This window comes from Pseudovibrio sp. WM33, assembly GCF_001623165.1.
Taxonomy (GTDB): domain Bacteria; phylum Pseudomonadota; class Alphaproteobacteria; order Rhizobiales; family Stappiaceae; genus Pseudovibrio.
On the sequence record NZ_LMCK01000003.1, the window covers coordinates 21,474 to 46,164 of the forward strand.

Annotated in this window: 21 protein-coding genes; 12 read left to right on the top strand and 9 right to left on the bottom strand. The window is 52.4% G+C overall.

The features are described from left to right. Window positions 1–31 precede the first annotated feature (31 nt). From maiA to PsWM33_RS00845, 7 genes are all read left to right on the top strand, one after another. Window positions 32–667, top strand: a complete 636-nt coding sequence (gene maiA, locus PsWM33_RS00815) for a maleylacetoacetate isomerase (RefSeq protein ID WP_063298883.1) — start codon at window positions 32–34, stop codon at window positions 665–667. 413 nt (window positions 668–1,080) lie between these two features. Next, window positions 1,081–2,658: an ABC transporter substrate-binding protein gene (locus PsWM33_RS00820; protein WP_063298884.1), complete on the top strand. Its 1,578-nt coding sequence runs from the start codon at window positions 1,081–1,083 to the stop codon at window positions 2,656–2,658. A 185-nt stretch (window positions 2,659–2,843) separates the two neighbouring features. Next, window positions 2,844–3,785 carry an ABC transporter permease gene (locus PsWM33_RS00825; RefSeq protein ID WP_063287592.1) on the top strand — a complete coding sequence of 314 codons (942 nt, stop codon included), beginning with the start codon at window positions 2,844–2,846 and terminating at the stop codon, window positions 3,783–3,785. Beyond that, window positions 3,782–4,657: an ABC transporter permease gene (locus PsWM33_RS00830; protein ID WP_063298885.1), complete on the top strand. Its 876-nt coding sequence runs from the start codon at window positions 3,782–3,784 to the stop codon at window positions 4,655–4,657. The genes PsWM33_RS00825 and PsWM33_RS00830 overlap by 4 nt, the downstream gene beginning before the upstream one ends. Then, window positions 4,657–5,652: an ABC transporter ATP-binding protein gene (locus PsWM33_RS00835; RefSeq protein ID WP_063298886.1), complete on the top strand. Its 996-nt coding sequence runs from the start codon at window positions 4,657–4,659 to the stop codon at window positions 5,650–5,652. The genes PsWM33_RS00830 and PsWM33_RS00835 overlap by 1 nt, the downstream gene beginning before the upstream one ends. Further along, window positions 5,649–6,650 (top strand): ABC transporter ATP-binding protein, encoded by a 1,002-nt coding sequence (locus PsWM33_RS00840; protein WP_063298887.1) that lies wholly within the window; start codon window positions 5,649–5,651, stop codon window positions 6,648–6,650. The genes PsWM33_RS00835 and PsWM33_RS00840 overlap by 4 nt, the downstream gene beginning before the upstream one ends. Before the next feature lie 26 nt (window positions 6,651–6,676). After that, on the top strand, window positions 6,677–8,482 hold the full coding sequence (locus tag PsWM33_RS00845; RefSeq protein WP_063298914.1) for a M24B family metallopeptidase: 1,806 nt from the start codon (window positions 6,677–6,679) through the stop codon (window positions 8,480–8,482). Between the two features lie 78 nt (window positions 8,483–8,560). On the opposite strand, the gene PsWM33_RS00850 is transcribed toward PsWM33_RS00845, so the two are convergent. The 7 genes from PsWM33_RS00850 to PsWM33_RS00880 form a co-directional block, all read right to left on the bottom strand. Then, entirely contained in the window at window positions 8,561–9,724 is a 1,164-nt protein-coding gene (locus PsWM33_RS00850; protein ID WP_063298888.1) for an iron-containing alcohol dehydrogenase, read from the bottom strand. Between the two features lie 5 nt (window positions 9,725–9,729). Further along, complete coding sequence (locus PsWM33_RS00855; protein WP_063298915.1) at window positions 9,730–11,112, bottom strand: aldehyde dehydrogenase family protein; 1,383 nt, start codon at window positions 11,110–11,112, stop codon at window positions 9,730–9,732. 35 nt (window positions 11,113–11,147) lie between these two features. Continuing rightward, entirely contained in the window at window positions 11,148–12,545 is a 1,398-nt protein-coding gene (locus tag PsWM33_RS00860) for a glutamine synthetase family protein (protein WP_063298889.1), read from the bottom strand. Between the two features lie 131 nt (window positions 12,546–12,676). Next, a complete protein-coding gene (locus tag PsWM33_RS00865) occupies window positions 12,677–13,732 on the bottom strand; it encodes a TRAP transporter substrate-binding protein (RefSeq protein WP_057461334.1) in 1,056 nt (351 codons plus the stop codon). A 139-nt stretch (window positions 13,733–13,871) separates the two neighbouring features. Next, entirely contained in the window at window positions 13,872–15,197 is a 1,326-nt protein-coding gene (locus tag PsWM33_RS00870) for a TRAP transporter large permease (RefSeq protein ID WP_063287599.1), read from the bottom strand. Beyond that, complete coding sequence (locus PsWM33_RS00875; RefSeq protein WP_063287600.1) at window positions 15,194–15,703, bottom strand: TRAP transporter small permease subunit; 510 nt, start codon at window positions 15,701–15,703, stop codon at window positions 15,194–15,196. The genes PsWM33_RS00870 and PsWM33_RS00875 overlap by 4 nt, the downstream gene beginning before the upstream one ends. Further along, entirely contained in the window at window positions 15,703–16,533 is an 831-nt protein-coding gene (locus tag PsWM33_RS00880) for an N-formylglutamate amidohydrolase (RefSeq protein WP_063298916.1), read from the bottom strand. Before PsWM33_RS00880 ends, PsWM33_RS00875 begins: the two co-directional genes overlap by 1 nt. Window positions 16,534–16,695: 162 nt before the next feature. Between PsWM33_RS00880 and PsWM33_RS00885 the strand changes: the two genes are divergently transcribed. Continuing rightward, window positions 16,696–17,571, top strand: a complete 876-nt coding sequence (locus PsWM33_RS00885; RefSeq protein WP_063287601.1) for a MurR/RpiR family transcriptional regulator — start codon at window positions 16,696–16,698, stop codon at window positions 17,569–17,571. On the opposite strand, the gene PsWM33_RS00890 is transcribed toward PsWM33_RS00885, so the two are convergent. Next, entirely contained in the window at window positions 17,568–18,545 is a 978-nt protein-coding gene (locus PsWM33_RS00890; RefSeq protein ID WP_063298890.1) for a TDT family transporter, read from the bottom strand. The two genes, PsWM33_RS00885 and PsWM33_RS00890, sit on opposite strands and share 4 nt — an antisense overlap. Window positions 18,546–18,700: 155 nt before the next feature. On the opposite strand from PsWM33_RS00890, the gene PsWM33_RS00895 reads away from it, so the two are divergent. From PsWM33_RS00895 to PsWM33_RS00905, 3 genes are all read left to right on the top strand, one after another. Beyond that, window positions 18,701–19,594, top strand: a complete 894-nt coding sequence (locus PsWM33_RS00895; protein WP_063298891.1) for a LysR substrate-binding domain-containing protein — start codon at window positions 18,701–18,703, stop codon at window positions 19,592–19,594. A gap of 272 nt (window positions 19,595–19,866) precedes the next feature. Beyond that, on the top strand, window positions 19,867–20,835 hold the full coding sequence (locus PsWM33_RS00900; RefSeq protein WP_063298892.1) for an AraC-like ligand-binding domain-containing protein: 969 nt from the start codon (window positions 19,867–19,869) through the stop codon (window positions 20,833–20,835). Window positions 20,836–20,951: 116 nt separating this feature from the next. Further along, window positions 20,952–22,943 carry a copper amine oxidase gene (locus tag PsWM33_RS00905; RefSeq protein WP_063298893.1) on the top strand — a complete coding sequence of 664 codons (1,992 nt, stop codon included), beginning with the start codon at window positions 20,952–20,954 and terminating at the stop codon, window positions 22,941–22,943. A gap of 53 nt (window positions 22,944–22,996) precedes the next feature. Here the strand turns inward: PsWM33_RS00905 and PsWM33_RS00910 are convergent, their stop codons facing one another. Beyond that, window positions 22,997–23,641 (bottom strand): DJ-1/PfpI family protein, encoded by a 645-nt coding sequence (locus tag PsWM33_RS00910; protein ID WP_063287606.1) that lies wholly within the window; start codon window positions 23,639–23,641, stop codon window positions 22,997–22,999. Between the two features lie 404 nt (window positions 23,642–24,045). Here PsWM33_RS00910 and PsWM33_RS00915 point away from each other — a divergent pair, with 404 nt between their 5' ends. Then, a complete protein-coding gene (locus tag PsWM33_RS00915) occupies window positions 24,046–24,654 on the top strand; it encodes a TetR/AcrR family transcriptional regulator (RefSeq protein ID WP_063298894.1) in 609 nt (202 codons plus the stop codon). Window positions 24,655–24,691 lie beyond the last annotated feature (37 nt).

Below are 24,691 nucleotides of genomic sequence, written 5' to 3' on the forward strand. Positions count from 1 at the left end.
GAATTGAGCTCTGGGAGGGGGCGCCAATACAATGAGCAACATAAAATTATATGATTACTGGCGTTCTTCCGCGAGCTACCGGGTCCGCATCGCACTGAACCTGAAAGGGCTCTCCTACGATATGGTCACAGTCAATCTGCTTAAAGGCGAGCAGAAGGCTGATGAAAACCTGAGCCGCAACCCGCAGGGCTTTGTGCCGTCTCTGGATCTGGACGGTGATATGCTGACCCAGTCTCTCGCCATCATCGAATATCTGGATGAGCTGCACCCATCCCCTGCCCTGTTGCCATCCACCGCCCGTGAACGGGCCCGCGTCCGTGCGCTGTCTCATGCAATCGCGATGGACATTCATCCGGTTTGTAATCTGGGTGTGGTTCAGCGCATCGTGGAGCTGGCTGGCGGAGACGATCAGGTCAAAATTGACTGGATGCGTGAGTTCATCGCCAAAGGCCTCGATGCATTTGAGCAGATGCTGGCAGATGGGCAAAGCGGCACGTTCTGTCATGGGGATCAGGTGGGACTGGCTGATATCTGCCTTGTGCCGCAGGTTTACAATGCGGATCGCTGGGGCGTGGACCGCTCTCACCTCACCCGCATCAGTGCTATTTTCGAGCAAACAGAGCAGATCGAGGCCTTTCAAAAGGCTGCCCCAAAACAGGTTGCGTGAGGGAAAATATCCCTCAGTTCAATGAATGAGCTTCATTTTTAACGCGGTGTTGGAAAAATATTCCTGCGCCGCGTTTTCGCGTTTGAAGAGCATCATTCCAGAATACATCAATAGTTTGGCTCCGAGATTGTTAGAATACCTCCAAGCTTCCTAGGAGGAATGGGCGCAAGTTTCTCTCAGTGAAACTGCAATTTTAGCAATATTTCACTTCTAAACTATCTCCCCGAATAGATTTGTTGTCATGAAAATTCTTCTTTACTGAGTTTTGCCTCTTGCCAACAGAGATATATCAGAGATAATACTGATATATCACCGGTGGCTAATGGAATTTTTGGGAGAGGCCACCACCTGCACGCCACCATGCATCATAAAATAATAAGCAGGTCCGGCGTGTATCAATTGAGGGGACTATCATGAAGACTTTGTTGATTGCCGCGCTTGCAGGCGTGTCGATGCTCGCCATCAATTCGGCTCAGGCCGTGGAACGTGGTGGCACGCTCACCTTCGCCCGCTATGATGATTCCAATCTGGTTGATCCAGTCTATGCAGACCGGAACCCGGATATCTGGATGGTCACAAACCTCTATGATACCCTGCTTCGCACCAAGGCAGATGGCAAAACCATCGTTCCAGGCCTTGCTTCCGGTTATGAGGTTTCCGCAGATGGTAAAACCATCTCCATCACCTTGCGTGACGGCATCAAATTTTCCGATGGTTCCGCGATTACTGCGGCAGACGTGAAATTCTCTTTGGAACGCGCCACAAATCCTGACTTCGGCCCATGGTCCGGCCTTTTGGGCTCTGTTGAAAGCATCACCGAGACCAAGAATGGTGTCACGCTTTCCATGAAGAACCCTGACCCGACCATCATCTCAATTCTGGCGACCTTCAACACAGCGATCGTGTCCAAGGCCGCGTTTGAGGCAGCGCCAGGGGCAAACGATCAGGAAAAGGCAACTGCTCTTTTCGCTCCCGGTACGCCTGTTTCCGGCCCGTTTACGCTGAAAGATCGTAGCCGCGGCAGCACCATGACATTTTCCGCCAACCCGCATTACTGGCGTCAGGGCGAAGACGGCAAACCACTGCCGTATCTGGATGAGGTCAGCTTCGTCGTGATTCCGGATGATGCAACCCGTATCCTGAAACTACAGGCTGGTGAAGTGAACGGTGCTGAGTTCGTTCCATTCTCTCGCGTGGCTGAGCTGAAGGCAGACCCTGCGATCAACATGGAGCTGTATCCATCCACCCGCATCATTTACAGCCCGATCAACTCTCGTGAGACCCGCGCAGATGGCTCTCCAAACCCGATGGCAACCAAAGAGGCGCGTCAGGCGCTGAACTATGCCATCAACAAAGACGCGCTGGTTCAGCTGATCACGCATGGTACAGGCAAGTCGATGACATCCCCACTGATGGCATCGACAACCCAGCTGGCACATGATGGTGGTCCGCTTTACCCTTATGATGTTGCCAAGGCGAAAGAACTGGCAGCTGCATCAGGTCTTGAAGGGGCTGAAATCACGCTGACCACGCTTGCAGGTTCTTCTGATGACGCAACTCTGTTTGCAGCCATCCAGCAGATGTGGGGCGCTATTGGCGTCAACGTGAAAGTGGAGCAGGTTGATAACCCGACCCGCGGCGCGAAGAACCGCTCCGGCGAGTTCGACATTCACACTTATGGCTGGGTGAATGATGTGAATGATCCGGCACAGGTTGCAGGTTGGCTGGGTTATTACCCAACCCGTAAAGCAGTTGGGACTGGCTGGAACAACGCGGAGTTCAATTCCCTGTTTGAGGCCTCCAACACTGAGATCGATCCGGAAAAACGCAGCGAGCAATACAAGCGCATGCAGGAAATCTATGCAGATGCGGCCCCGCTTCTGTTCCTCTATGAAACGCCATTTGCTGTTGCACTGTCGGCCAACGTGAACGGTTATCTCCAGACACCGTTGGGGAACAATGAGTTCTCCTCGGCGTGGATTGCAAAATAACTCCTCCTCTGAGTGCACCCGGTCTGCATCAACAGGCAAGCCGGGTGTGAAGTAAACAGAGCGGGTGGTCTGATCAGAAAACGGCAGGACCAGACCGTCTGCCCTTGCAATCCGGAAAGCCGAAGCGTCAATCCCATTATCTGTCGCTTCGGCTCTCAATGCTCACGCCCTATTAGGACTCAGGAATGTCGTCACTTTCCTATCTGGTGTCACGGCTGCTGCAGATTATTCCGACCTTTCTTCTTGTGATGGTCGTTATCTTTCTGCTGGTACGTATGCTGCCAGGGGATCCGGCCATCGCCATGGCCGATGCCAAAGCCACCGAAGCTCAACTGGAACTCATCCGCCAAAAACTCGGGTTAAATGAGCCGCTGGTCATGCAGTTCTTTTATTTTGTCAGGAACACTTTGAGTGGAGATATGGGCACATCCATTCTTCTCAAAGCGCCAGTTCTGGAAGTCATCATTGAACGCATTCCAGTCACCGCGTTCCTCACGCTCTATGCCGTTTGTCTTTCCATTCTCATTGCCGGCCCATTGGCCTTTGTCGCCGCGCTGAACAAAAATCGTGGGCTCGACATTGCCATTCGCAGTGGTTTTCAGGTTGGCTTGTCGACTCCTGTGTTTTACATCGGCCTGCTGCTGCTCACCTTCCTCGCCGCCTCCTTGCGATTGTTTCCGGTTGGTGGTTATGGCACGACGTTTTTGCAGCATCTGCACCACTTGATGTTGCCCGCGCTGACGGTTGCTCTTTACACCTCTGCCATCATCATGCGGAACCTGCGGTCTGCCGTGATTGAGGTGCTGGATGCCGACTATGTGCAGTTCGCCCGCTCCAAGGGGTTATCCCGAAGCGTTATTCTGGGTCGCCATGTCCTGCGCAATGCGCTCATTTCCACCGTTACACTGCTCGGCCTTTCCATCGGCAATCTGATGAGCGGAACGCTGGTGACGGAGACGGTGTTCGCGGTTCCCGGTCTTGGCCGGTTGATGCTGGAGGCGATCTTTGCCCGTGACTACCCGCTGATACAGGGCCTCACCCTCACCTTCGCTGTTATGGTTTCTCTCGTGTTTCTGTTCACCGATATGGTGCAGGCATGGCTTGATCCGAGGTTACGCCTGTCATGACCCAGCTCGATACACTTCAAACCACCACGCCGCAGAAGAAAAAACTCCACCCACGGGTCAAAGCTCTGCTCCGCCCAGGGTTCTTGCTGGGCTTCTTCATCCTGTCCTCTTCCATCCTGCTTGCCGTATTCCCATGGGCGTTCGCACCGTATGATCCCAACGCTTTTGACTTCAATGCGATCCAGAAGTCACCAAGCTGGGCGCATCCGTTTGGCACGGACAATCTGGGGCGCGACACGCTTTCCCGCGTGATCTGGGCGTATCAGGTTGATATGCAAATCGCGGTTTTTGCCACCTTCTTTGCCATGGTGATTGGCGTTGTGGTTGGCTCGCTGGTTGCTTATCACGGCGGCATTGCAGATGTGCTCTTTGGCCGCTTGGTGGATGTCACCATCACCTTCCCGTTTCTGGTGCTGGTCATTGCTGTTGTTGCAGTTCTGGGACCGGGACTGACCAACATGTACGTGGCGGTGACGCTGGTGCAGTGGGTCTATTATGCCCGTCTCACCCGTGCAGAAATCATGACGCAGATGACCAGCGATTATGCCTCTGCCGGACGGGTGATGGGATATTCCTCCACCCGCATCATCTTCCGCCATTTGTTGCCCAACGCAACGACACCACTCATTACTTATTGGATGACCGACATGGCCCTCGCCATCCTGCTCGGGTCTTCTCTTGGTTATCTCGGCCTTGGCGCACAGCCGCCACAGGCAGAATGGGGCGTTCTGATCGCAGAAGGGCGCAATTTCATCACCACCGCCTGGTGGATGAGCCTGATGCCGGGCATTGCGATTGTGTTGACGGGGCTTGGGTTCTCTCTTGTGGGAGACAGCCTTGCCGATGTTCTCAGACCACGGGGGGCATCCTGATGACCAACCAAAATGAGACCCTGTTACAGGTTCGTGGCCTCACAACCACCTTTCACAGCAAAGGCCGCGTGTTGCGGGCTGTCGATGGCATTTCCTTTGATGTGTGCGCTGGTGAAGTGCTTGGTCTGGTCGGGGAGAGTGGTTCCGGCAAATCCATCAGTCTGCGCTCCGTCATCGGCCTTGCTCGCGACTATGGCACGGTGGAAGGTAACGTCTACTGGAAGGGAGAGGATCTGCTCACCCGCACAGACAAGCAGTTGCAAGCCGTGCGCGGCAGTAAGATCTCAATGATCTTTCAGGAGCCGATGACCTCGCTCAATCCGCTGCTCACCGTGGGTTTGCAGATTGAGGAGAACCTGAAAGCCCACACCGATCTGGACCGCCGTACCCGCAAGGCGCGTGCTATTGAACTGCTGGATACGGTTGGTATTCCCAGCGCCTCGTCCCGCCTCAAAGACTTCCCGCACCAGTTCTCCGGCGGCATGCGTCAGCGGGTGATGATCGCCATTGCACTGGCCTCCAACCCAGAGCTGTTGCTGGCCGATGAACCAACCACTGCGCTTGACGTCACCATTCAGGATCAGATCTTGCAGCTGCTGTTGTCGCTGGCCAAGAACCTCAATATGGCGATTGTGCTGGTGACCCATGATCTGGGTGTAGTCGCACAAACCTGTGACCGGGTGGCGGTGATGTATGCTGGTCGACTGGTAGAAACCGGTTCTGTTCGCGATGTCCTGAAACGACCGAAGCACCCCTATACACTCGGGCTGCTCAAATCAGTGCCAGAGAACATACCACCGCGCACACCGCTGTATTCCGTGCCGGGCACGCCGCCTGCTCTGGATGCTCTGCCCAAAGGATGTGCCTTCGCGCCGCGTTGCCACAAGGTGGAGGATATATGCCTTGGAACCAAGCCGCCCCTGTCTGTTATTGATGAAGGCATTTCATCTGCCTGTCATTTCCCTGAGGTTGCTCGTGAGGAGGTGCCTGCATGACCTATGACACTCCGGTTTTGCAAGTTGAAGACCTTCATTTACACTTTTCGCTCAAAAGAACCCTCTTCGACGCAATTCAACGCACACAACAACGCAAAGTCAAAGCACTCAATGGGGTGAGCCTTGAGGTGAAACGTGGTGAAACCCTTGGCATTGTTGGTGAATCTGGCTGCGGAAAGTCCACTTTAGCCCGTTGTCTGGCCCGCCTTTATGAGGCTGACAAAGGCACTATTCGCTATGATGGACAAGAGGTTGCTGCCAAAGATGCCAGTGCGTTGAGGGAGTATAACCGCAAGGTCCAGATGATGTTTCAGGACCCGTACTCCTCCCTCAATCCCCGTATGACAGTCCGGCAAGTGCTCACGGAAGCTCTGCGTGTTCACAATATGCGGCCACCTGAGCGGATCAATGATCGCATTGCCGAGTTGCTTGATCTGGTGCGGCTGCCGCAAGATGCTGCGGATAAGCTGCCCCATGAGTTTTCCGGTGGGCAACGCCAACGCATTGCTATTGCACGGGCTTTGTCGGTTGAGCCGGAGGTGTTGGTTGCGGATGAGCTGGTGTCGGCGCTGGATGTATCGGTTCAGGCACAGGTGGTGAACTTGCTACTGGAACTACAGGACAAACTGGATCTGACCATCCTGTTCGTGGCCCACGACCTCAGACTTGTCCGCCATGTATCCCACAGGGTCGCGGTGATTTATTTGGGCACAATTGTTGAGATCGGCGATTCAGAACAGCTCTTCAACGCCCCAAAACACCCCTACTCTAAGGCTCTTCTGGCAGCAGCACCTTCTCTTGATCCAGACAAACGCCATACTCGCCCGTCAATATCAGGCGAACTGCCCAGCCCGCTCAACGTGCCAAAGGGCTGCGCCTTTCATGCAAGATGTCCCCATGCCTCGGGGCGATGCCAAAGTGAAACTCCCAGATTGAGGGCATTAGACGAGCTAGGTAAAGTGGCTTGTCATCATGCCGAAGCTCTTCTATCAGAATAAATCCCCATCACATGATCGAGCTAAAAATGTTGGAAAATCAGAAATTTGAAAGAACTACAGACCGCTTGAACCTCATACGAAACGAGCTGAAGCGCAACGGTTTGGATGCAGTTATCATTCCACGGTTCGATGAGCATCAGGGGGAATATTGCGCCCCGCATGATGAGCGTCTGGCATGGGCAACCGGCTTCACAGGCTCCGCTGGTCTGGCAATTGTAACAGTAGATCAAGCAGTTATGTTTGTTGATGGCCGCTACACCGTTCAGGTGCGCAACCAATGCAGCAATGAGTTCTTCTCTTACCAGCATATCTTTGATGAACCACTGGAAAACTGGATATCCACCAATATGAACGCAGGGCAGCAAATAGGCGTTGACCCGATGCTTATCCCCTCAGTCTGGTGGGATCGTTTTGCTGGTGGAGCTGAAGACGCAGGCGCCACACTGGTGGCAACAGCCAGCAACATCATCGATACAGTCTGGTCTGATCAACCAGAAAAACCACTCTCTCCGATAACGTCATATCCTATTGAAAAATATGGTAAAACCAGTATGGAGAAGCGCGCAGAGATCGCCGTACATCTGAGGGAAGTTGGCGCAAAAGTGCTGGTTGAAACCCAGCCCGACAACATTGCCTGGCTTTTAAATGTTCGCGGTGATGACGTGGAATTCAACCCCATCCCACACTCTTTCCTGCTCCTGAAAGATGATGGCTCTGCGAGTTGGTTCGTGGATTCTCGTAAACTTTCCAATAGCTTGGATGAGTATGAACTGGAGAAGGTGGAAACCGCAGACCCTGCCAGCTTCATCAGCTCGCTGGAAGAAATGACCGGAGAAGGAACGCAAGTTCTGATCGATCCGATGTTCTCTCCTGTCGCCACACGCCTCGCCGTTCAGGCCGCTAGTGGTATTCCCGTCATGGAACAGGGCGCGATTACGCTCACCAAAGCCAAGAAGAACGCAAATGAACTCAAGGGCTTGCGTGACTGTCATCTACGCGACGGCATCGCATGGACCGAGTTTTCTGCCTGGTTAAAACGGGAGGTTCCGCAAAGAGCCAAGACAGGCGATCCGGTGCACGAGCTGGAAGCGGAAGAACGCATTCTGACCGAGCGCAAACGCCAGAAAGACTTTGTTTATCCAAGCTTTAGAAGCATCTCTGCCGCAGCCGGCAACGCCGCAATGTGCCACTACGCCGCCACTGAAGCGTCGAATACTGCAATCCTGCCCGAGAATACGTACCTGCTGGATTCCGGTGGTCAATATCAGGATGGTACCACCGACGCGACGCGAACCTTTGCCTTTTCTGAAACCTCGGAGGAGTTCAAACGCGCCTACACCGCTGTTTTCAAAGGCTTTGTTGCGTTGGCGTCCTTACGTTTTCCAAAAGGAACGCAAGGCCATCACATCGACGGGTTTGCCCGCAGGCCCCTGTGGGATTTAGGTCTGGACTATGACCACGGAACCGGTCACGGCATCGGCCACTTCCTCTCTGTTCACGAACAGCCACAACGGATCGGGAAGCCATACAATCCGGTGGATCTGGTCGCTGGCATGGTGATGTCCATTGAACCGGGATATTACGTTGCAGATCAATACGGTATCCGGATTGAGAACCTTTTTGAGATCGTAGAGGAAGACGATGGTTTCCTCGTTTTCAAGAACCTCTCCTACATCCCGATTGAACCGCAGATGCTCAACATGGTTGATCTCACCCGCGCTGAAATCAAATGGCTTGGCGACTACAATGCTGATTTGAAACGGGTTCTTGGCCCGGAACTGAGTCCTGATGCCTATGACTACCTGATAAGTTGCTGTGAGTTGCCGGAGTAATCACGGCTGATGCGATAAGAAAAAGCCTCGCAAAACCAGAAACTCTGCGGGGCTAATTATTTGTAGTTTAATGAGAAATCAGGCTGATACCTGCTCTCCAATAGCCTCAATAAGCAGAGCTTTTGCAGCTTCCAGCGTAAACTCGACCGGATTGCCACCTGCACTTGGATCCTTCACTGCTTCTTTTGCAAGCACGTCAATCTTGTCAGTGCCCACACCAAGCTCGGCCAGAGTATTCGGAACACCCATGTCCAAGCGCATCTTCATCACGAAATCAAAGAACCCGTCGAAACCACCGGGAATATCAAGGTAAGCCGCTAGTTTCTCAATGCGCTCTTCAATCGCTGCACGGTTGAACTTGAGCACAGTTGGCATGATCACAGCATTGGTCAAACCGTGATGCGTGTTGTAAACCGCCCCAACCGGATGAGCCAGCGCGTGAATACCACCGAGGCCCTTCTGGAATGCCACTGCACCCATCGCAGCGGCACTCATCATGTGCCCGCGAGCTTCGATATCATTTGGATCATCAAAGACTTTTGGCAGGTTCTCCTTCACAAGGCGCATGCCTTCCAACGCGATGCCCTGAGACATCGGGTGGTAATGCGGAGAGCTGTAGGCTTCCAGACAGTGCACGAATGCATCAATGCCAGTTCCAACTGTGATCATAGTCGGCATGCCAACAGTCAGCTCAGGATCACAGATCACCACGCTTGGGAGAATCTTCGGATGGAAGATGATCTTCTTCACGTGGCTCTCAGAGTTGGTAATCACGCTTGCACGGCCAACTTCAGATCCGGTGCCAGCAGTCGTTGGAACGGCAATATTCGGATAAATCGCATCCGCATCAGCCCGTGTCCACCAATCGCCAATGTCTTCAAAGTCCCAGACTGGACGGGTTTGACCTGCCATGAACGCAATCAGCTTGCCAAGATCGAGGCCTGAGCCGCCGCCGAATGCAATCACGCCGTCATGACCACCAGCGTTGAAGGCTGCAACGCCTGCTTCCAGATTAATCTCGGTTGGGTTTGGATCAACCTCAAAGAACATGGCGCGGCCAAGACCTGCTTCCTCCATCACGTCCAAGGTACTTGCGGTAACTGGCAGGCTAGCAAGGCCCTTGTCAGTTACGAGCAATGGCTTCTTGATGCCAGCAGCAGCACACGCGTCGGCCAGTTCTTTAATGCGTCCGGCACCAAAGCGGATGGCGGTCGGGTAGCTCCAGTTTGCTGTCAGAGTCATTTTTCTTATGCCTTTTTAAGATGATACGATTTTGAACGGGTCAGGTTCTGGTAGCCGATCTCAGACAGAGCACCTCCGCGACCAGTGTCTTTGCAGCCTGTCCAGCACAGGGCCGGGTCCAGATAGTCTGCACGGTTCATGAACACGGTACCGGTCTCGATCTGAGCGCCGAGCTTTGCTGCCCGTGCAGAGTCCTGTGTCCAGAGAGACGCCGTCAGGCCGTAGTGACTGTCGTTCATCAGCCGGATTGCTTCTTCGTCGCTCTCCACTTTCATGATGCCGACCACAGGACCGAAGCTCTCTTCGCGCATAACTTCCATATCGTGGTTTACATCCACGAGGATTTGAGGTGCGAGGTAAGCGCCACCATCATCTTCCGGGAAGAGGCCCGCGTCGATCATAGGCTTTGCGCCCTGCTCAACAGCATCTGCCACCTGTTTGCGTACCAGCTCTGCAAAACGAACGTTTGCCATCGGGCCGATGGTGGTTGTCTCATCCAGCGGGTTGCCGAGCTTATAACCGGAAACGATCTCTACAGCCTTCTTAACGAAAGCATCGTATTTGGAAGAATGCACGTAGATGCGCTCGATACCGCAGCAGCACTGGCCGGAGTTGAACATAGCACCGTCAATGAGTGTTTCGGCAGCAGCCTCAACATCTGCATCGTCCATCACGTAACCTGGATCTTTACCACCCAGCTCAAGGCCAAGACCTGTGAAAGTGCCCGCCGCCGCGATTTCCATCGCACGACCACCACCAACAGAGCCTGTAAAGTTGACGAAACCGAAATTGCGGCCCGCGATCAGGTGCGATGTGGTGTCATGATCGAGGAAGAGGTTCTGGAATACCTCTGCCGGAACACCTGCCTCTGCAAAGGCACTCGCCATACGCTCACCAACCAGAAGCGTCTGGGTGGCGTGCTTCAGGATCACCGCGTTGCCAGCAATCAGGGCCGGAGCAACGGTGTTGATCGCAGTCATGTATGGATAGTTCCATGGTGCGATCACGAGGATGACGCCGTGCGGTTCCTTCTCGATGCGGCGCTCGAAGTTGTCGCTCTCTTCGGCAATGATCGGCTTAAGGCTCTCTTCCGCGATCTTTGCCATGTGCGAGGCGCGCTCGTTAAAGCCGCCAAACTCACCGCCATAACGGACCGGACGACCCATCATTTTTGCAAGTTCAGGAACGATTTCGTCGTTCTGTTCACCAATCTTTGCAACGCCAGCCATCACCAGTTTGATGCGCTCTTCGAGTGGACGAGCAGCCCACCCTTTCTGCGCAGTCTTGGCATTGGCAATGACGGCTTCTGCTTCTTTCTGGCTTGCCACCGGTCGTTCTGCAAAAACAGAACCATCAACCGGCGAAATACATTTTAGTGTTTTTGTCATGGTCAACTCATCATTCACAGCGTGGGCTGATTTAATCAGGCCCGTTCAAACCCGCGCGCAACTTCCCAGTCGGTTACACGGCGGTCATATTCATCCTGCTCGATCTTGGCGGCATGTGCGTAGTGATCAATCACATCGCCCCCAAACGCAGCACGAAGCATCTCGGAAGACTTCATTTCGGTAGCAGCATCGCGCAAAGTCGTCGGAATTTCGCGAGCGCCCTTACCTCCATAGGCATCACCTCTGAACTCTGGCTCCAACTCAAGTTCGTTTTCGATGCCATCAATGCCGGCAGCCAGCAGCGCCGCCATTGCTAGATATGGGTTCAGGTCTGCGCCGCCAACACGGCATTCAACACGCACAGCCTTGGTGCCATCGCCACATACACGGTAGCCAGCAGTGCGGTTGTCCATACTCCAGATTGCTTTGGTCGGCGCAAAGGTGCCAGCCGCAAAGCGCTTGTAGGAGTTGATGTTTGGCGCAAGGAAATAGGTGATCGCACTTGCGTGCTTCAGCAAACCAGCGAGGTAATGGCGCATCATCTTGGACATGCCGTATTCGCCGGATGGATCGTAAAACAGAGACTCACCATCCTTGCCCCAAAGAGACTGGTGCACGTGGGAGGAACTGCCGGAAGCATCATAATGCCACTTGGCCATAAAGCTAATGCTCTGGCCGTTCTGCCATGCGATCTCTTTACAGCCGTTTTTGATGATGGAATGGCGGTCTGCCATATTCAGTGCATCAGAATAACGGACGTTGATCTCTTCCTGACCAGCATCAGCTTCACCTTTGGAGCACTCGACCGGAATGTCGGCGCCGTTAAGCCCGTTACGAATGGCACGCATCACCTTCTCTTCCTTGGTGGTCTGGAAGATGTGATAGTCCTCATTATAGGCGGAGACTGGCGAAATATTGCGGTAACCCTTGGCATGGGCTTCTTCAAAACTCTCTTTGAACAGGAAGAACTCCAGCTCAGTCGCCATGTTAGCGGTCATGCCCATGCCTTCGAGGCGGTCGACCTGGCTTTTCAATATGGCACGCGGAGAATGTGGAACTTCTTTGTGGGTGTGGTGGTCCAGCACATCGCACAATACCAGTGCGGTGCCTTCCAGCCACGGAATAACGCGCAAGGTGGCAAGGTCCGGCTTCATAACGTAGTCGCCATAACCCGCTTCCCAACTTGTTGCCTTGTAGCCATCCGGAGTGGCCATCTCCATATCGGTTGCAAGCAGATAATTACAGCTGTGGGTCTCTTCCCAGGCGCTGTTCACGAAGAACTCACCCTGAAAGCGCTTGCCCATCAAGCGGCCCTGCATGTCCACTTGTGCGGCAATAACGGTGTCTATCTCACCGGTGTCGACCAGCTCGCGTAACTCGTCGAGGGTCAGTTTTCCGGTTCTACGTGTTTTTTTGGTTTCTTCTCGCAACATACCTGTTCCCCGAGGACCCTGTTAAAGCGGCGGATGCCTGTGCCTCTCCTGCATGGCATCACCGACACTGCTTCGTTACTGTGTGGTGTGGCCAGCCCGAAAACCGGGCTGACCAATCTTGGAAAAACAGTTTAGCCGTAGCGGTAAGGACGACCAGCTTTTGCCATTGCTGCGTTGTATTCCTTCAGGATCTTAACAACGCGGGCGTTACGCTCGGACTTGGCTGCAATCTCGTCCCAGAACTTGAGAGCTTCGTCTTCAACAGTTGCCCACTCTTCATCCGGAATGGAGGTCAGCTCCATCTTCTCGCCTTGTGTGCGCAGCTTGGCTTCGCCTGCCCAGTACCAGTGCTGGCGGTAGTAGTGAGAACTATCCATGCACAGGTTAAAGAGGGTCTTCAGGTGATCTGGCAGTTCATTCCAGCGCTCTTCGTTGGCAAAGTAAGAACCAGCCCACGCACCGGAGATGTTGTTGGTGAGGAAGTAGTTGGTCACGTCAGCCCAACCTACAGTGTAATCCTCAGTGATACCGGACCACGCAATACCATCCAGTTCGCCAGTCTGCATTGCAACTTCAATGTCTTCCCATGGCAGGGTGACCGGAACAACGCCGAAGCGTGTCAGGAATTTACCAGCGGTTGGGAAGGTGAAGACGCGCTTGCCTTTCAGGTCAGCAAGGCTGCGGATCGGGTCTTTTGTCGCAAAGTGACAAGGATCCCATGCACCAGCGGAAAGCCACTTAACGCCTTCTACTTCGTCATAAGCTTCTTCCCAGATCTCTTTCAGGCCCCAGTGGTTAAACAGGGCTGGAACATCAAGGCTGTAACGGGAAGCGAATGGGAAATAGCCACCGAAAACAGATACATCTACTGGTGCTGCAATAGAGTCATCATCAGACTGCACAGCATCAATGGTGCCGCGCTGCATGGCACGGAAAAGTTCACCAGTTGGTACCAGCTGGTCCGCGTAGTACAGCTCGATCTCCATCTCACCATTTGCTGCCTTGTTGAAGGCGTCAATGGATGGCTTGATCACGTGCTGAGCAAGTGCTGCACCAGCATATGTCTGAAGGCGCCATTTGATAGGACGACCTGCAGCATGAACAGCCGGAGCTGCAAGGGTAGATGCACCAGCAGCGGCGACGGTTGTTAAACCAGCTTTCTTAAGAAAATCACGTCTATTCGTCATACTCAATTCCCCTTGGAATATGAATTTCTGGATCCCTCAGAACCGGTGGACTTTTTATAGCGAGGGGTGTGATTTTTATCTGTCTCCATCCGGAATTCGCTAATTACTTCAATAGGTATGTTTGTGATGCCTTGTCATGTCACCTCGCGTAGTAAAGGTTGGGCAGCCAGAGCGCGATTTGCGGGAAGACCGTGACCAGAGCCAATCCAAACACCATGATTGCCACGAATGGAATGATGGATTTGTAGATGTCTGTCAGCGAGATCTCCGGCGGCGCCATGGCACGCATCAGGAACAGGTTGTAGCCAAAGGGCGGTGTCATATAGGCGATCTGACAAGTGATGGTGTACAGCACGCCGTACCAGACCAGATCAAACCCAAGCACTTTGACCAATGGCACGTAAAGCGGAGCCACAATCACCAGCATCGCAGTGTCATCCAGGAACATGCCCATCACGATGTAGGAAAGCTGCATCAGCAGAAGGATTTCCCATGGGCCAAGACCGAGGTCACCCACGAAGAAGCCTTCAATCGCACGCACAGCGCCCAATCCGTCAAACACAGCGCCAAAAGCAAGAGCTGCAAGAATGATCCACATGAACATACAGCTGATCTGCAGCGTCTTTTCAGTGGTGATGTGCAACAAGCGGAAGGTGAGGCGTCGTTTGAATGCAGCGGCCAGTGTCGCAGCTGTTGCTCCAACGGCGGAACTTTCCACGAGGCTGGTTACACCCATCAGGAACAGACCTGTCATCGCAAAGAAGATGAACAGCGGGATCACACCAGCTTGTAAAAGGCGGATTTTTTCGGACCACGTGATCTCTTTGCGCTCTTCTTCAGAAAGGGTTGGACCCAGTTCCGGCTGAAGGCGGCAACGCACCACGATGTAAAGAATGAACAGCCCTGCCAGCAGCAAACCCGGAATAGCACCTGCGAGCCAAAGCTTGCCTACCGGTTGGCGGGCAATCATGCCGTAAAGAACCAGAACAACGCTTGGCGGTACGAGAATGCCCAGTGAGGAACCAGCCTGAATAACGCCAGTCACCATAACCTTGTCATAGCCTCGACGCAGCAACTCAGGCAGAGCGATGGTTGCGCCGATGGCCATACCGGCCACAGACAGACCGTTCATGGCAGAAATCATCACCATGAGGCCGACTGTGCCGATGGCCAATCCACCATGAAGGCCACCTGTCCAGACATGGAACATCTTATAAAGATCTTCGGCAATGCCTGATTCAGAGAGCATATAGCCCATGAAAATGAACAGTGGCAGCGTGAGGAGCGGGTACCACTTCATCAGCTTCATGCTGGCGGAGAAGGCGATTTCGGAGCCACCATCACCCCACAGCAGAAGGGCGGCGATAACAGCAACGGAACCAATTGCAGCAAAAACACGTTGCCCGGTCAGGAGCATCAGCATCATGCTGGAGAACATCAAAATTGCGATCAGTTCATAACTCATGGCGCCGGCCTCCCAAGGGCTGCGGCCAAGTCTTTAAAGAACGTCGCGATTGCCTGAAGCAGCATCAAGAATATTCCAAAACACATAATGGCTTTGATTGGCGCCATAGGTGGTGCCCAAGCCGAGTAGCTTTCCTCACCATATTTGACTGCGTATTCCAACGAGGAAAGACCGCCGTAAAGGAGGAAGATGAGGTACAAAATCAGAAGCAGGATGGTCATGACATCCATGGTGGCTTTACGCCGTGGAGACCAGCTTCCATAAAACAAGTCCATGCGCACGTGAGACTGTGTCTGCATGGAATAGGCGCCACCCAGAAGGTAGTAGGCTGCCATGGTGAACTGGGCTGTTTCCAGCGTCCAGAGCGGCGGTGCGAAAAAGGTCTTTGCGATGGAGGAGTACAACAGCACCCCCAGCATCACGAAAATGAGGTACATGGCAAAGCGGCCAACATATTTGTTGATCCAGTCCACATACCTGACGAAAACAACTATTCCCCTTGGCATTAATCTGCTGCCCTTGCTTTTGTTGTTGCTCCCTGCCCGCTCACAGTTATTTCAGCGCTAAACTGTGGCAGGACTTGCAGAATTGCCTCTCCTAACACCTCTGCAATTTTCTTCTGGTCTGCTCGCTTTGCGATTAAGTCGTTGCGCACTTCAATCATAACGTTTAGCAGGCCGCGGGATTGTGCCTGATCAACGAGGGTATGCGTAACCCCGTCTTCCGGCCCATATGGTTCGTTTCTTTGGATGACGTAGAGATCCGATGGGCACAGTGCTTCCAGCAGTGCATCGGCAAAGCGGGTATCGCTGTCATGCAGCACACCTACCTCAACGGCTCTTTTCTTGCCGTTGTAAACTGGTGTGAACGAGTGGATCGTGACCATCACCGGAAGCTGACCCGCCGTATATTTGGCGTCGATCACCTGTTTTACTTCAGACTGGAAGGGGCGATAAAATTTGTTGGCCCGGTCTTGCCGCTGTTCATCATTCAACGAAACATTGCCCGGCACCTCGTAGATCTCGCTTTTTTCCGGCATGGCACTGGGTGCTTCCGGTGGGCGGTTACAATCATAAACGAGGCGCGAAATTCGTTGAGCGACCAAAGGTGCGTTCAGCTTGGTGGAGAGAAGTTTGGCAATCGCCAAAGCTCCTGGATCCCAAGCTGCATGGCTGCTTGCAGCTTCTTCACTTAGACCGAGGCCATTTAGGTATGCAGGAATAAACTTGGATGCATGTTCGCAGATCAACACAACTGGAGCCGTTCCTCCTGTATTGATCGTTTCAACAGTGTCGTTGCCAACAGATTCTATCTGGTCAGTTTTGACTTCAGACAAGAACAGTCCCCCCGAATGCATCTTGTTTTTCCTTGTACTTTCAGTCTTTTTATTCGTAAAAGAGTTTCTGAAAGAAACGTTTCCAAGGAGACTAGTCTGAAAGGAACGTTTCACAAAGCCTAAAAACTAGGCAAATATACATACATCAGGTAGGTGAGAGACGTGCGAGACCCAAATGAACAGACCGTCGCCGAAAAATTACGCGGACATTTTAATGGGTTAACTCGTGCAGAGCGTCAGCTGGCCGTCTCCTTGCTTGCAAATTATCCAGTCAGCGGATTAGGCAGCGTGTCAGAGCTTGCAAAGTCGGCAAATGTTTCTGGTCCAACGGTGGTCAGAATGGCGCAAAAGATTGGTTTTGCTGGATTTACCGAGTTGCAATCAGCCTTGAAGTTGGAAGTGGAAGAAACAATTTCCAACCCGATTTCCAAACAAGAGCGCTGGACCCGAAATGCACCCGATGCACATATTCTGAACAGGTTTGCTGACGCGGTCATCGACAATCTGAAACAAACCTTACAGCAGCTTGATACGCAGGATTTCGATCAGGCTGTGGGTTTGTTGACGGAGCGGGAGCGGGCTGTCCACATTGTAGGTGGTCGTATTACACGTGCGTTATCGGACTATTTCTTTACGCATTTGCAGGTGATCCGTGACGATGTAATTGCCATCGCCTCCAACTCCAACACGTGGCCGCACTATCTCCTGAACATGAAACCGGGTGATGTTGTGGTGGTGTTCGATATCCGTCGATACGAACACGACATTCTGCGCTTTGTCGATCTGGCGCGCGAACGCGGGGCGGTTGTGATCGTGTTTACCGATCAGTGGACTTCACCAGCAGCTGTTAATGCGGAATATGTTTTCAACGCCCGCATTGAAGCACCATCGGCCTGGGACAGCAGCGTTGTCATCATGTTTATTCTGGAAGCCATGATTGAGGCCATGACCACCTCCACATGGAAGGTGACCAAGGAGCGGATGAACACGCTAGAGAACCTGTTCGACAAGACCAAGATGTTCAGCAAGTCCAGTTAGTTGGTCTGCTGTCCCGTTGCACGCGCTGGCAACAGAGCCGGTGCGAAGAATGTCAGGTATTTGAAGCTGACATAGAGAACGACGGCTGTTGCCACATAAAGCTCAATGTGCGCCAAGGCTCTGATCTGCGCGACAAGACTGGTATTCGCACCCAGACTTTCCATCCATGTTACCGTTTTAAAGAGCGCTGTTGCGCCAATTACGAGCGGAAATGTGAAGGCGGAAAAGCCCGGAGAAAATGGCAGGCGGAACAAGCGCAGGAATGAGATATAAATCAGCGCCGTCATAGCCACAGCAATTCCGCCAAGTACGGCGACCATGATTGGAGATGGATTGCTCGTCAGAGTGAGATAACCAGCAAGCGAAAGACTGGCAGGTGCAGCGAGGATCGCGATGGTTGGTTTCGCTGCATCGGGTACTTCGGCGTGGAAAATCAAACGATACAGCATCATTGGTAACATCAGCGCATAGGCGACCAAACCAAACCAGAGCAAAGCGTTCGCAAAGCCTTCAAACACACCGCCGGGAAAAGCAACGGCTGCCACGATGATTCCAACTGGTGGCACAAACCAGCTTGGGACCATGTGCTGTAGATTGAAGCCTTTTGCGCGATGATAAATGAACACAGATAACAACGTGAGATGCAGGCCAATGCCTAACAGCCAGAGCATCTGCCCGATGGTGAAATTGTATTGCGCGATGGCATAGGAAACGATCATAAGCGCCATTGCGGTTGTCGGGAGCACACTGCCAACAACGGGATGCCTCAGATCTTCAAAAACTGCGGTATGCGCAAAAAAGATTTTTCCAAGCAGTAGCACGAGCAAAACGCTCGAAATCAATGCGCCCGTGAGTTGCAGCGCCCCTCCAAAATTGCCAGCATTTTCCATTGACCAGCCGAGACTTGCTATCCCTAGCGCGAGACCACCGAGAGGGGCCGGAACATGAGCCAGTTTGTTTCGAAGAGTATTCATCGGAAATGCCAATAACCTGAGGGTGAGAAGACAAAGTATGCAACTCGAGTTCCTAGCTGATTTGATATGTCCTGAAAATCTGAATATATTGAATAGGTGGTTCAGTAAAATTGAACCTCATACAATACTGTCCCACAGATTGGCCTTGAAAAGAAATGAATGTAACGTTTCGTCAGCTTAAAGTGTTTGTTTCGATTACGCAGGAAGGCTCGATCACAGCTGCGGCAGAAAAACTGTTTCTCACCAAATCAGCCGTTTCGATGGCTCTTGCTGAGTTGGAACGCCAGCTGGGATGGAAGATGTTTGATCGTGCCAACAAGCAACTCATCTTAAACGAGCAAGGCCGCCGTTTACTCCCTCTGGCGGATGAACTGCTGGATAGATCTGAAGCGATCATGCAGCTTTTTGAAGGGGATGATGCAACCAACGGTAACTTGCGGATTGGGTCCAGCTACACAATCGGCAACCATTTGCTGCCTACCTTGCTTGGAGATTTTCGCGAAAACACGGGGTATCTGCACCAGTCCATGAGCCTATCCAACTCCACAAAAACCTGCAGAATGCTACTGGATTTTGAGTTAGATCTTGGGTTCATTGAGGCAAAGGTCAGTGACAAACGTCTCAAGGTTGAACCGTGGATGACGGACGAAATGGTCGTGGTCTGCGCGCCATCTCAGTGTCCCGCTTCCGATAAGCCGCTTGAGTTAGATGCGCTCGAAGGAAAGAGCTGGGTTTTGCGGGAACCGGGATCTGGCACACGAGAATATTTTCTGACTGAAGTTGCAGCGAACCTGGAAGAGTGGACAGAAGCGTTCGAGCTCAACAGCACCACAGCTATCGTCAACTCAGTCATCGCAGGGCTCGGTCTGACTGTGCTTTCTCGCCGCTCTGTCAATGCCGCCGTTCAAGATGGCCGCTTATCGATCGTGCCCTTGAAGCACAAGATGATCCGGCAATTCTCGCTGGTCTATAACACGGAGAAATACCAGAGCCCCGTCTTCAAATCCTTTCGGGAGTTCGCCCACAGCTGGACTTTGGGTCGGGAATAACGGGTAGCTTGCGCAATATTAGTTTTATGGAAATGCAAATAATCAGCGTTTGAATGAATTTCGAAATTCGCACTCATTTCTGTGGTTTAATGGTCGTTTTTTCTAAAAACCAATATTTTACAGTAGTATATCCAAAACTCACTTAGTTGAACTTATAGTTGAAACTGACTTAGTCTGAGCATGAAATAAGCGATTTATAGGAAAATGCATATATCTGGCTTGATTGCTGTTTAGATTCTTTCTAGCATTCCCCTTGGTTAGGGGAGACGCCAGTGTGTATTCAGATACCTTCAACTCAATCCTGCCGATATGAGCTGGATGAATGGAACACACGGCTGACTGAAATCTGTGGTCACTTTGTTACAAACACAGAAGCCGGAAGTGTCATGGGAAGTGCCTCCATACTCCAGCTTGGCGATGTTGATTGCGCCCGCGTCACTCACAATGCAAGAGAGATCACCCGTGGACCTGCTGATATCAGCAAGGATGGCGAGGCCTATTATTTTCTGATTCTGCAGCTTCAGGGAGAAGCGGAGCTGGAACAGAATGGACAAACCGCGCTGCATTCCAAGCCCGGAGACATGACGTTGATCGATTCCGTCAAATCCTCCACTTTCCGGGCAAACCGTACTTTAGGGTCTGACCAGATATCCATTCATATCCCGCGCCATTTGCTGCATCGGTATTTCAATTCTGCTTATGCCTGTGGTCGCAAGGTCTCCGCGTTTTCCGGGGCTGGCCAGCTGATCAACGCCCACCTAAATCTGCTGCTTGAAGCGCAGCCGGGAAGTCAGAAACAACATTTGCTCTCAGGCGCTTTCAATGATGTGGTGAGTGCGACCTTTCTTGAAGAAGACACCAGTGCTTTGCAGGAAGGATATGACAAGCTGCAGTTCCTGTTGTCTCTTATTCACGACAATGCGTTGGAAGAGAGCTTCAATATCGATGAGCTTTCAAAGCTTTCCAGCATGTCGCGCAGTAGCATTTATCGTCTTTTCAGAGAACACGGATTGAGCTGTAACGAGCAGATCGCCAAGGTGCGTGTCGGGCGGTTCAAACGCGAGTTATCGCGCCGTCTGCACTCCCGGCAGGCCTTCAGAATCTCTCAGCTGGCGTTTGAGTTTGGCTTTCGTGACCTGTCGACCTTCAACCGAGCATTTCGGGCACAGGTGGGCATGTCTCCACGGACCTTTGCCGAGCAGATACGGCAGAACGAGCCAGCTGTGAACCGATATGCCTAGTAAATTGCACAGGATGCGCAGACACAGCGATCCGGGCTCGCCTAAGCTTTGATTGGACGGATTTAAGGGGAGAAGACACAGGTGGGTTCATCTCCCCTTCCGATGGGAGGGAACCAATGACTTTAAAGATGCTGGGGGGGCTTGTGGCCGCCTCAATGCTCACGTCTGCCGCGTATGCTGCAGACCCTCATCCACTCGATGGCCTGACGGGAGACGAACTTAATGCGGTTCGTGCAACCCTGATTGTAGCCAATGCTGCCAGTGATAAAACCCTTTATCCGCTGATTGAGCTGTTGGAACCGCACAAGAAAGCGGTCATGAGCAATGCGACAGATGGGAGCCTTGATCGCAGAGCGACTGTTCATTTTCAGGAAGATGGCAAATTTCACCAAGCGGTGGTGAATATCACCAAAGGCACTGTCGAAAGCAGATCAGACCTTGAAGGTCAGCCCATGATCATGCTGGCGGACTTTTTGTCGGCCATGGAGATCGCGCTGGGAGATGAACGCATGGTTGCCGGGCTCGCCAAGCGCGGCCTGACGCCAGATGACGTTTATTGCCTTCCACTGACTGCCGGCAACTTCTTTACTGACGCAGAAAAAGGCAAACGCCTGATGAAGGTGCCTTGTTATGTGAACCCGACAAGCTCCAACTTCTACGCCAAGCCGGTTGAGGGGCTGGTGGCTGTGGTGGAGCTTTCAGAGCGTAAAGTTCTAGAAGTTATCGATGAAGGCGCCGTCCCTCTTCCAGAAGATGACTGGGGCTACAACGAGGATGAAGTCGCCAAGCGTACAGCATTGAGAGCCAAAACCAATCCGGCACGCCTGCGTCAGGAGGGCGGTCCAAACTTTACCATTGATGGCAGTGAGATCACCTGGGACATCTGGAAGATGCGGTATCGCGTCGACAAGCGTCCTGGACTTGTTCTGTCGCAGGTCAAAGCCAATGATGGTGCGAACTGGCGTTCAGTGCTCTACCAAGCCTCTCTTTCTGAAGTGTTCGTGCCGTATATGGACCCCTCCGCTGGCTGGTATTGGCGGACCTATATGGACAGTGGCGAATACGGGTTTGGCCTCTTCCTGACACCATTGCGCAAGAACGTGGACTGCCCGGATTACGCAACTTTCCTTCCGGCATTGATCCATGATGATATGGGCCAGCCGCTGGAGATTCCCGACGCGATTTGCATCTTCGAGCGTGACATCGGAAACCCTGCATGGCGCCACTTTGAAGTCTTTGCCCAGTCAGAAACTGAGTTTGTGCCTGCTGAAGGGCGGCCAGAAACAGAACTGGTCATTCGGACCGCCTCTGAGGTTGGCAACTACGACTACCTGATCGACTATCGCTTCAAGCAGGATGGCACGATTTATCTGAAGGTTGGCGCATCTGGTCTGGATGCCGTGAAGGGCGTTGCGTCCAAGTCCTTACAGGATCCAACTGCTGCTGAAGACACGAAGTATGGCTCGCTCATTGCGCCCTATCTGGTTGCTCCATTCCACGACCACTACTTCAACTTCCGCCTGGACTTTGACGTAGATGGGCCGGACAACACCATGATGGTGCAGGAAATTGTTGGTGGTGAACCTCCGGTCAACGTGCCACGCCGCTCATTCTGGACGGTTAAGAACACACCGGTCAAAAGCGAGATGGAAGGTCGCTTCCGCCTCAGTTCTATGAAACCGAAAGCCTTTATGGTGATGAACGGAAATGTGGACGGCTATCTTGGCCACAAACCAGCATACATGCTCCACCACGGTAGCGTGTCCTATGCCCCATTTGACTTTGAAAACGATGCTCCATTCGTGCGTAACCGCTATATCGAGTACAGCGTCTGGAACACTGCTTATGATCCAAATGAGCGTTATGCAGGTGGCGCACTTGCCATGGGGTCTGATGGGTCTGATGGTCTGGCGAAATGGGTCAAGCAGGACCGCAATCTCATGAACAAAGATGTAGTCACGTGGTTCACTGCTGGCTTCCACCATGTACCACGGTTGGAAGATTGGCCGGTCATGTCAACAGAATGGAAGACCATCCATATTCAGCCGATGAACTTCTTCCCTCGCAACCCGGCTCTCACAATCCGGTTGCCTGACGAGTCCAGCTGAGGCTGAGCCTTGGTTAGAGTATCCTCCATGATTGCCTTCAAACGGATAATGCTCTAACCGAGGCTTTTGTAAGTATACCCCTCACCGGGCACGGGTTTCACGCGCCCAGCCTTGGGGGGTAAATCTATTGTCACTCCGAGTTTTTCCATGAAGGCCTGCATCCACGTCCAAAGGCCATGCCACTCCACGCCGTAAACGATGTTTCCATCAACCACGACGCCTTCATACCCCAGCTTCTCATAGGTGTTGCCAGCCATCTGAACCTCTGTCTGGCACACAAAGTTTCCCGTCATGGTTTTGCCCTTCAATAGGCCCGTGGCAAGCAGGATCTGCACCCCTCGGCAAATGGAAGCGATCGGCTTGTTTTCCTTGATGAAATGAGATGTTACATCACGGACAATCGGATACGTGCGTAAGTATTCGCAAGAGCGACCTCCGGGAAGCACAAGGGCGATGTAATCGGCAGGATTCAGATGCTCAAGAGACACGTTGATGTTGATCCGATGCCCTTCCCATTCAGTGACTGTTTGATAGTCCTTATTGATATCGTGAATGGACGAGGCGACCGTTTCGCCCTCCCGTTTTTTAGGACAGGCAACATGAACTTCATAACCGATGGCTTTCAGCAGCATGAACGGAACAATGACTTCATAGTCCTCACCAAAGTCACCGGTAATCAGGAGAATCTTGAGCTTCATAAGGACATCCTTCCAAAATAATTGGTGTGAAAGATGCCATGGTGCACTGAGCAAACTATTTGGCGATCAACTCAGTTTTAAGTCAGTTTGTGCTGAGTTGCTCGCTGATTGGTGGCTGGAAACTCGGCAAAGTGTCCCACAAAACGTAAGCAACCCGTCTTCAATCTGAGTTGTGATTTCAGCTGCCGAATATGAACTTAGCAAGTTTGTAAACTTACGCAAATTCGTCAAACTCAAATCAATAGAAGCTTTGAGCTTAGTGAACAGGAGAAAAACGTATCAACCTTGCGCAACATCCCCCGGCCTCACCCCTGTGATTACATGCTAGCTTTTTCTCTGAGTTCCTGAAGGATGCCGACTTTTAGCCTGAAGTGAGATTGCAAACCAGCGTGCGGAGAGCGTTTATGGATGACCCCCAACAACGGAGAGAGGATGTTCCCGCTGCTCTGCAGGATGATCGTTTGATCATTCTCAATGGGGCGTTGTGTTGTTTCGCACGCAACGGTTACTTCAACACCACTTTCAAAGAAATTGCCAAGGAAACCGGGCTTTCACAGCAAACTATCGGATCCATTTTCGCCAGTAAGGATGAGATTCTGGCAGAATATCTGCAAATGTGTGACGACGAGATCGTTCAGCAAATTAAAGAGGAAACTGCATCAGATACGGATGTTCTGGAACGGATTCAGTCCATTTGTGTCACCACCCTCATCTATCTTGGGACACATTCTGAGCTGACCGCGATTTGGGTGGAGTTTTACAAGCACCATGTGGCGCGTGTGGTTCTAAAGAAATTCTTTGGCCTGCTTCGCACGCGTATTAGTGAGCAGATTGTTGAGGGAATGGAAAGTGGTGTTATCCGGCAGGCAAATGCAACGCATATCGTGGAAGCCATTGTAGAGTTGTTTGAAGGGACACTGATCCTCAGTCGTTTGGAAGGCACCAACAACGAAGTGGAACGGCGCTTCCTTGCTTCCTGGGAGGTGATGGTGGAAGGGCTCATTCAGAAGTAACAGGAGTTGGCAAGAGCCCGCAAAAACCACGGGCTCT

Coding starts and splice junctions, on each gene's coding strand:
- PsWM33_RS00910 (WP_063287606.1), bottom strand. CDS start 23,641: ATGAAGCTCAAGATTCTCCTGATTACCGGTGACTTTGGTGAGGACTAT.
- PsWM33_RS00835 (WP_063298886.1), top strand. CDS start 4,657: ATGACCAACCAAAATGAGACCCTGTTACAGGTTCGTGGCCTCACAACC.
- PsWM33_RS00850 (WP_063298888.1), bottom strand. CDS start 9,724: ATGACTCTGACAGCAAACTGGAGCTACCCGACCGCCATCCGCTTTGGT.
- PsWM33_RS00895 (WP_063298891.1), top strand. CDS start 18,701: ATGAATGTAACGTTTCGTCAGCTTAAAGTGTTTGTTTCGATTACGCAG.
- PsWM33_RS00825 (WP_063287592.1), top strand. CDS start 2,844: ATGTCGTCACTTTCCTATCTGGTGTCACGGCTGCTGCAGATTATTCCG.
- PsWM33_RS00875 (WP_063287600.1), bottom strand. CDS start 15,703: ATGCCAAGGGGAATAGTTGTTTTCGTCAGGTATGTGGACTGGATCAAC.
- PsWM33_RS00820 (WP_063298884.1), top strand. CDS start 1,081: ATGAAGACTTTGTTGATTGCCGCGCTTGCAGGCGTGTCGATGCTCGCC.
- PsWM33_RS00845 (WP_063298914.1), top strand. CDS start 6,677: ATGTTGGAAAATCAGAAATTTGAAAGAACTACAGACCGCTTGAACCTC.
- maiA (WP_063298883.1), top strand. CDS start 32: ATGAGCAACATAAAATTATATGATTACTGGCGTTCTTCCGCGAGCTAC.
- PsWM33_RS00915 (WP_063298894.1), top strand. CDS start 24,046: ATGGATGACCCCCAACAACGGAGAGAGGATGTTCCCGCTGCTCTGCAG.
- PsWM33_RS00840 (WP_063298887.1), top strand. CDS start 5,649: ATGACCTATGACACTCCGGTTTTGCAAGTTGAAGACCTTCATTTACAC.
- PsWM33_RS00905 (WP_063298893.1), top strand. CDS start 20,952: ATGACTTTAAAGATGCTGGGGGGGCTTGTGGCCGCCTCAATGCTCACG.
- PsWM33_RS00855 (WP_063298915.1), bottom strand. CDS start 11,112: ATGACAAAAACACTAAAATGTATTTCGCCGGTTGATGGTTCTGTTTTT.
- PsWM33_RS00890 (WP_063298890.1), bottom strand. CDS start 18,545: ATGAATACTCTTCGAAACAAACTGGCTCATGTTCCGGCCCCTCTCGGT.
- PsWM33_RS00865 (WP_057461334.1), bottom strand. CDS start 13,732: ATGACGAATAGACGTGATTTTCTTAAGAAAGCTGGTTTAACAACCGTC.
- PsWM33_RS00870 (WP_063287599.1), bottom strand. CDS start 15,197: ATGAGTTATGAACTGATCGCAATTTTGATGTTCTCCAGCATGATGCTG.
- PsWM33_RS00830 (WP_063298885.1), top strand. CDS start 3,782: ATGACCCAGCTCGATACACTTCAAACCACCACGCCGCAGAAGAAAAAA.
- PsWM33_RS00860 (WP_063298889.1), bottom strand. CDS start 12,545: ATGTTGCGAGAAGAAACCAAAAAAACACGTAGAACCGGAAAACTGACC.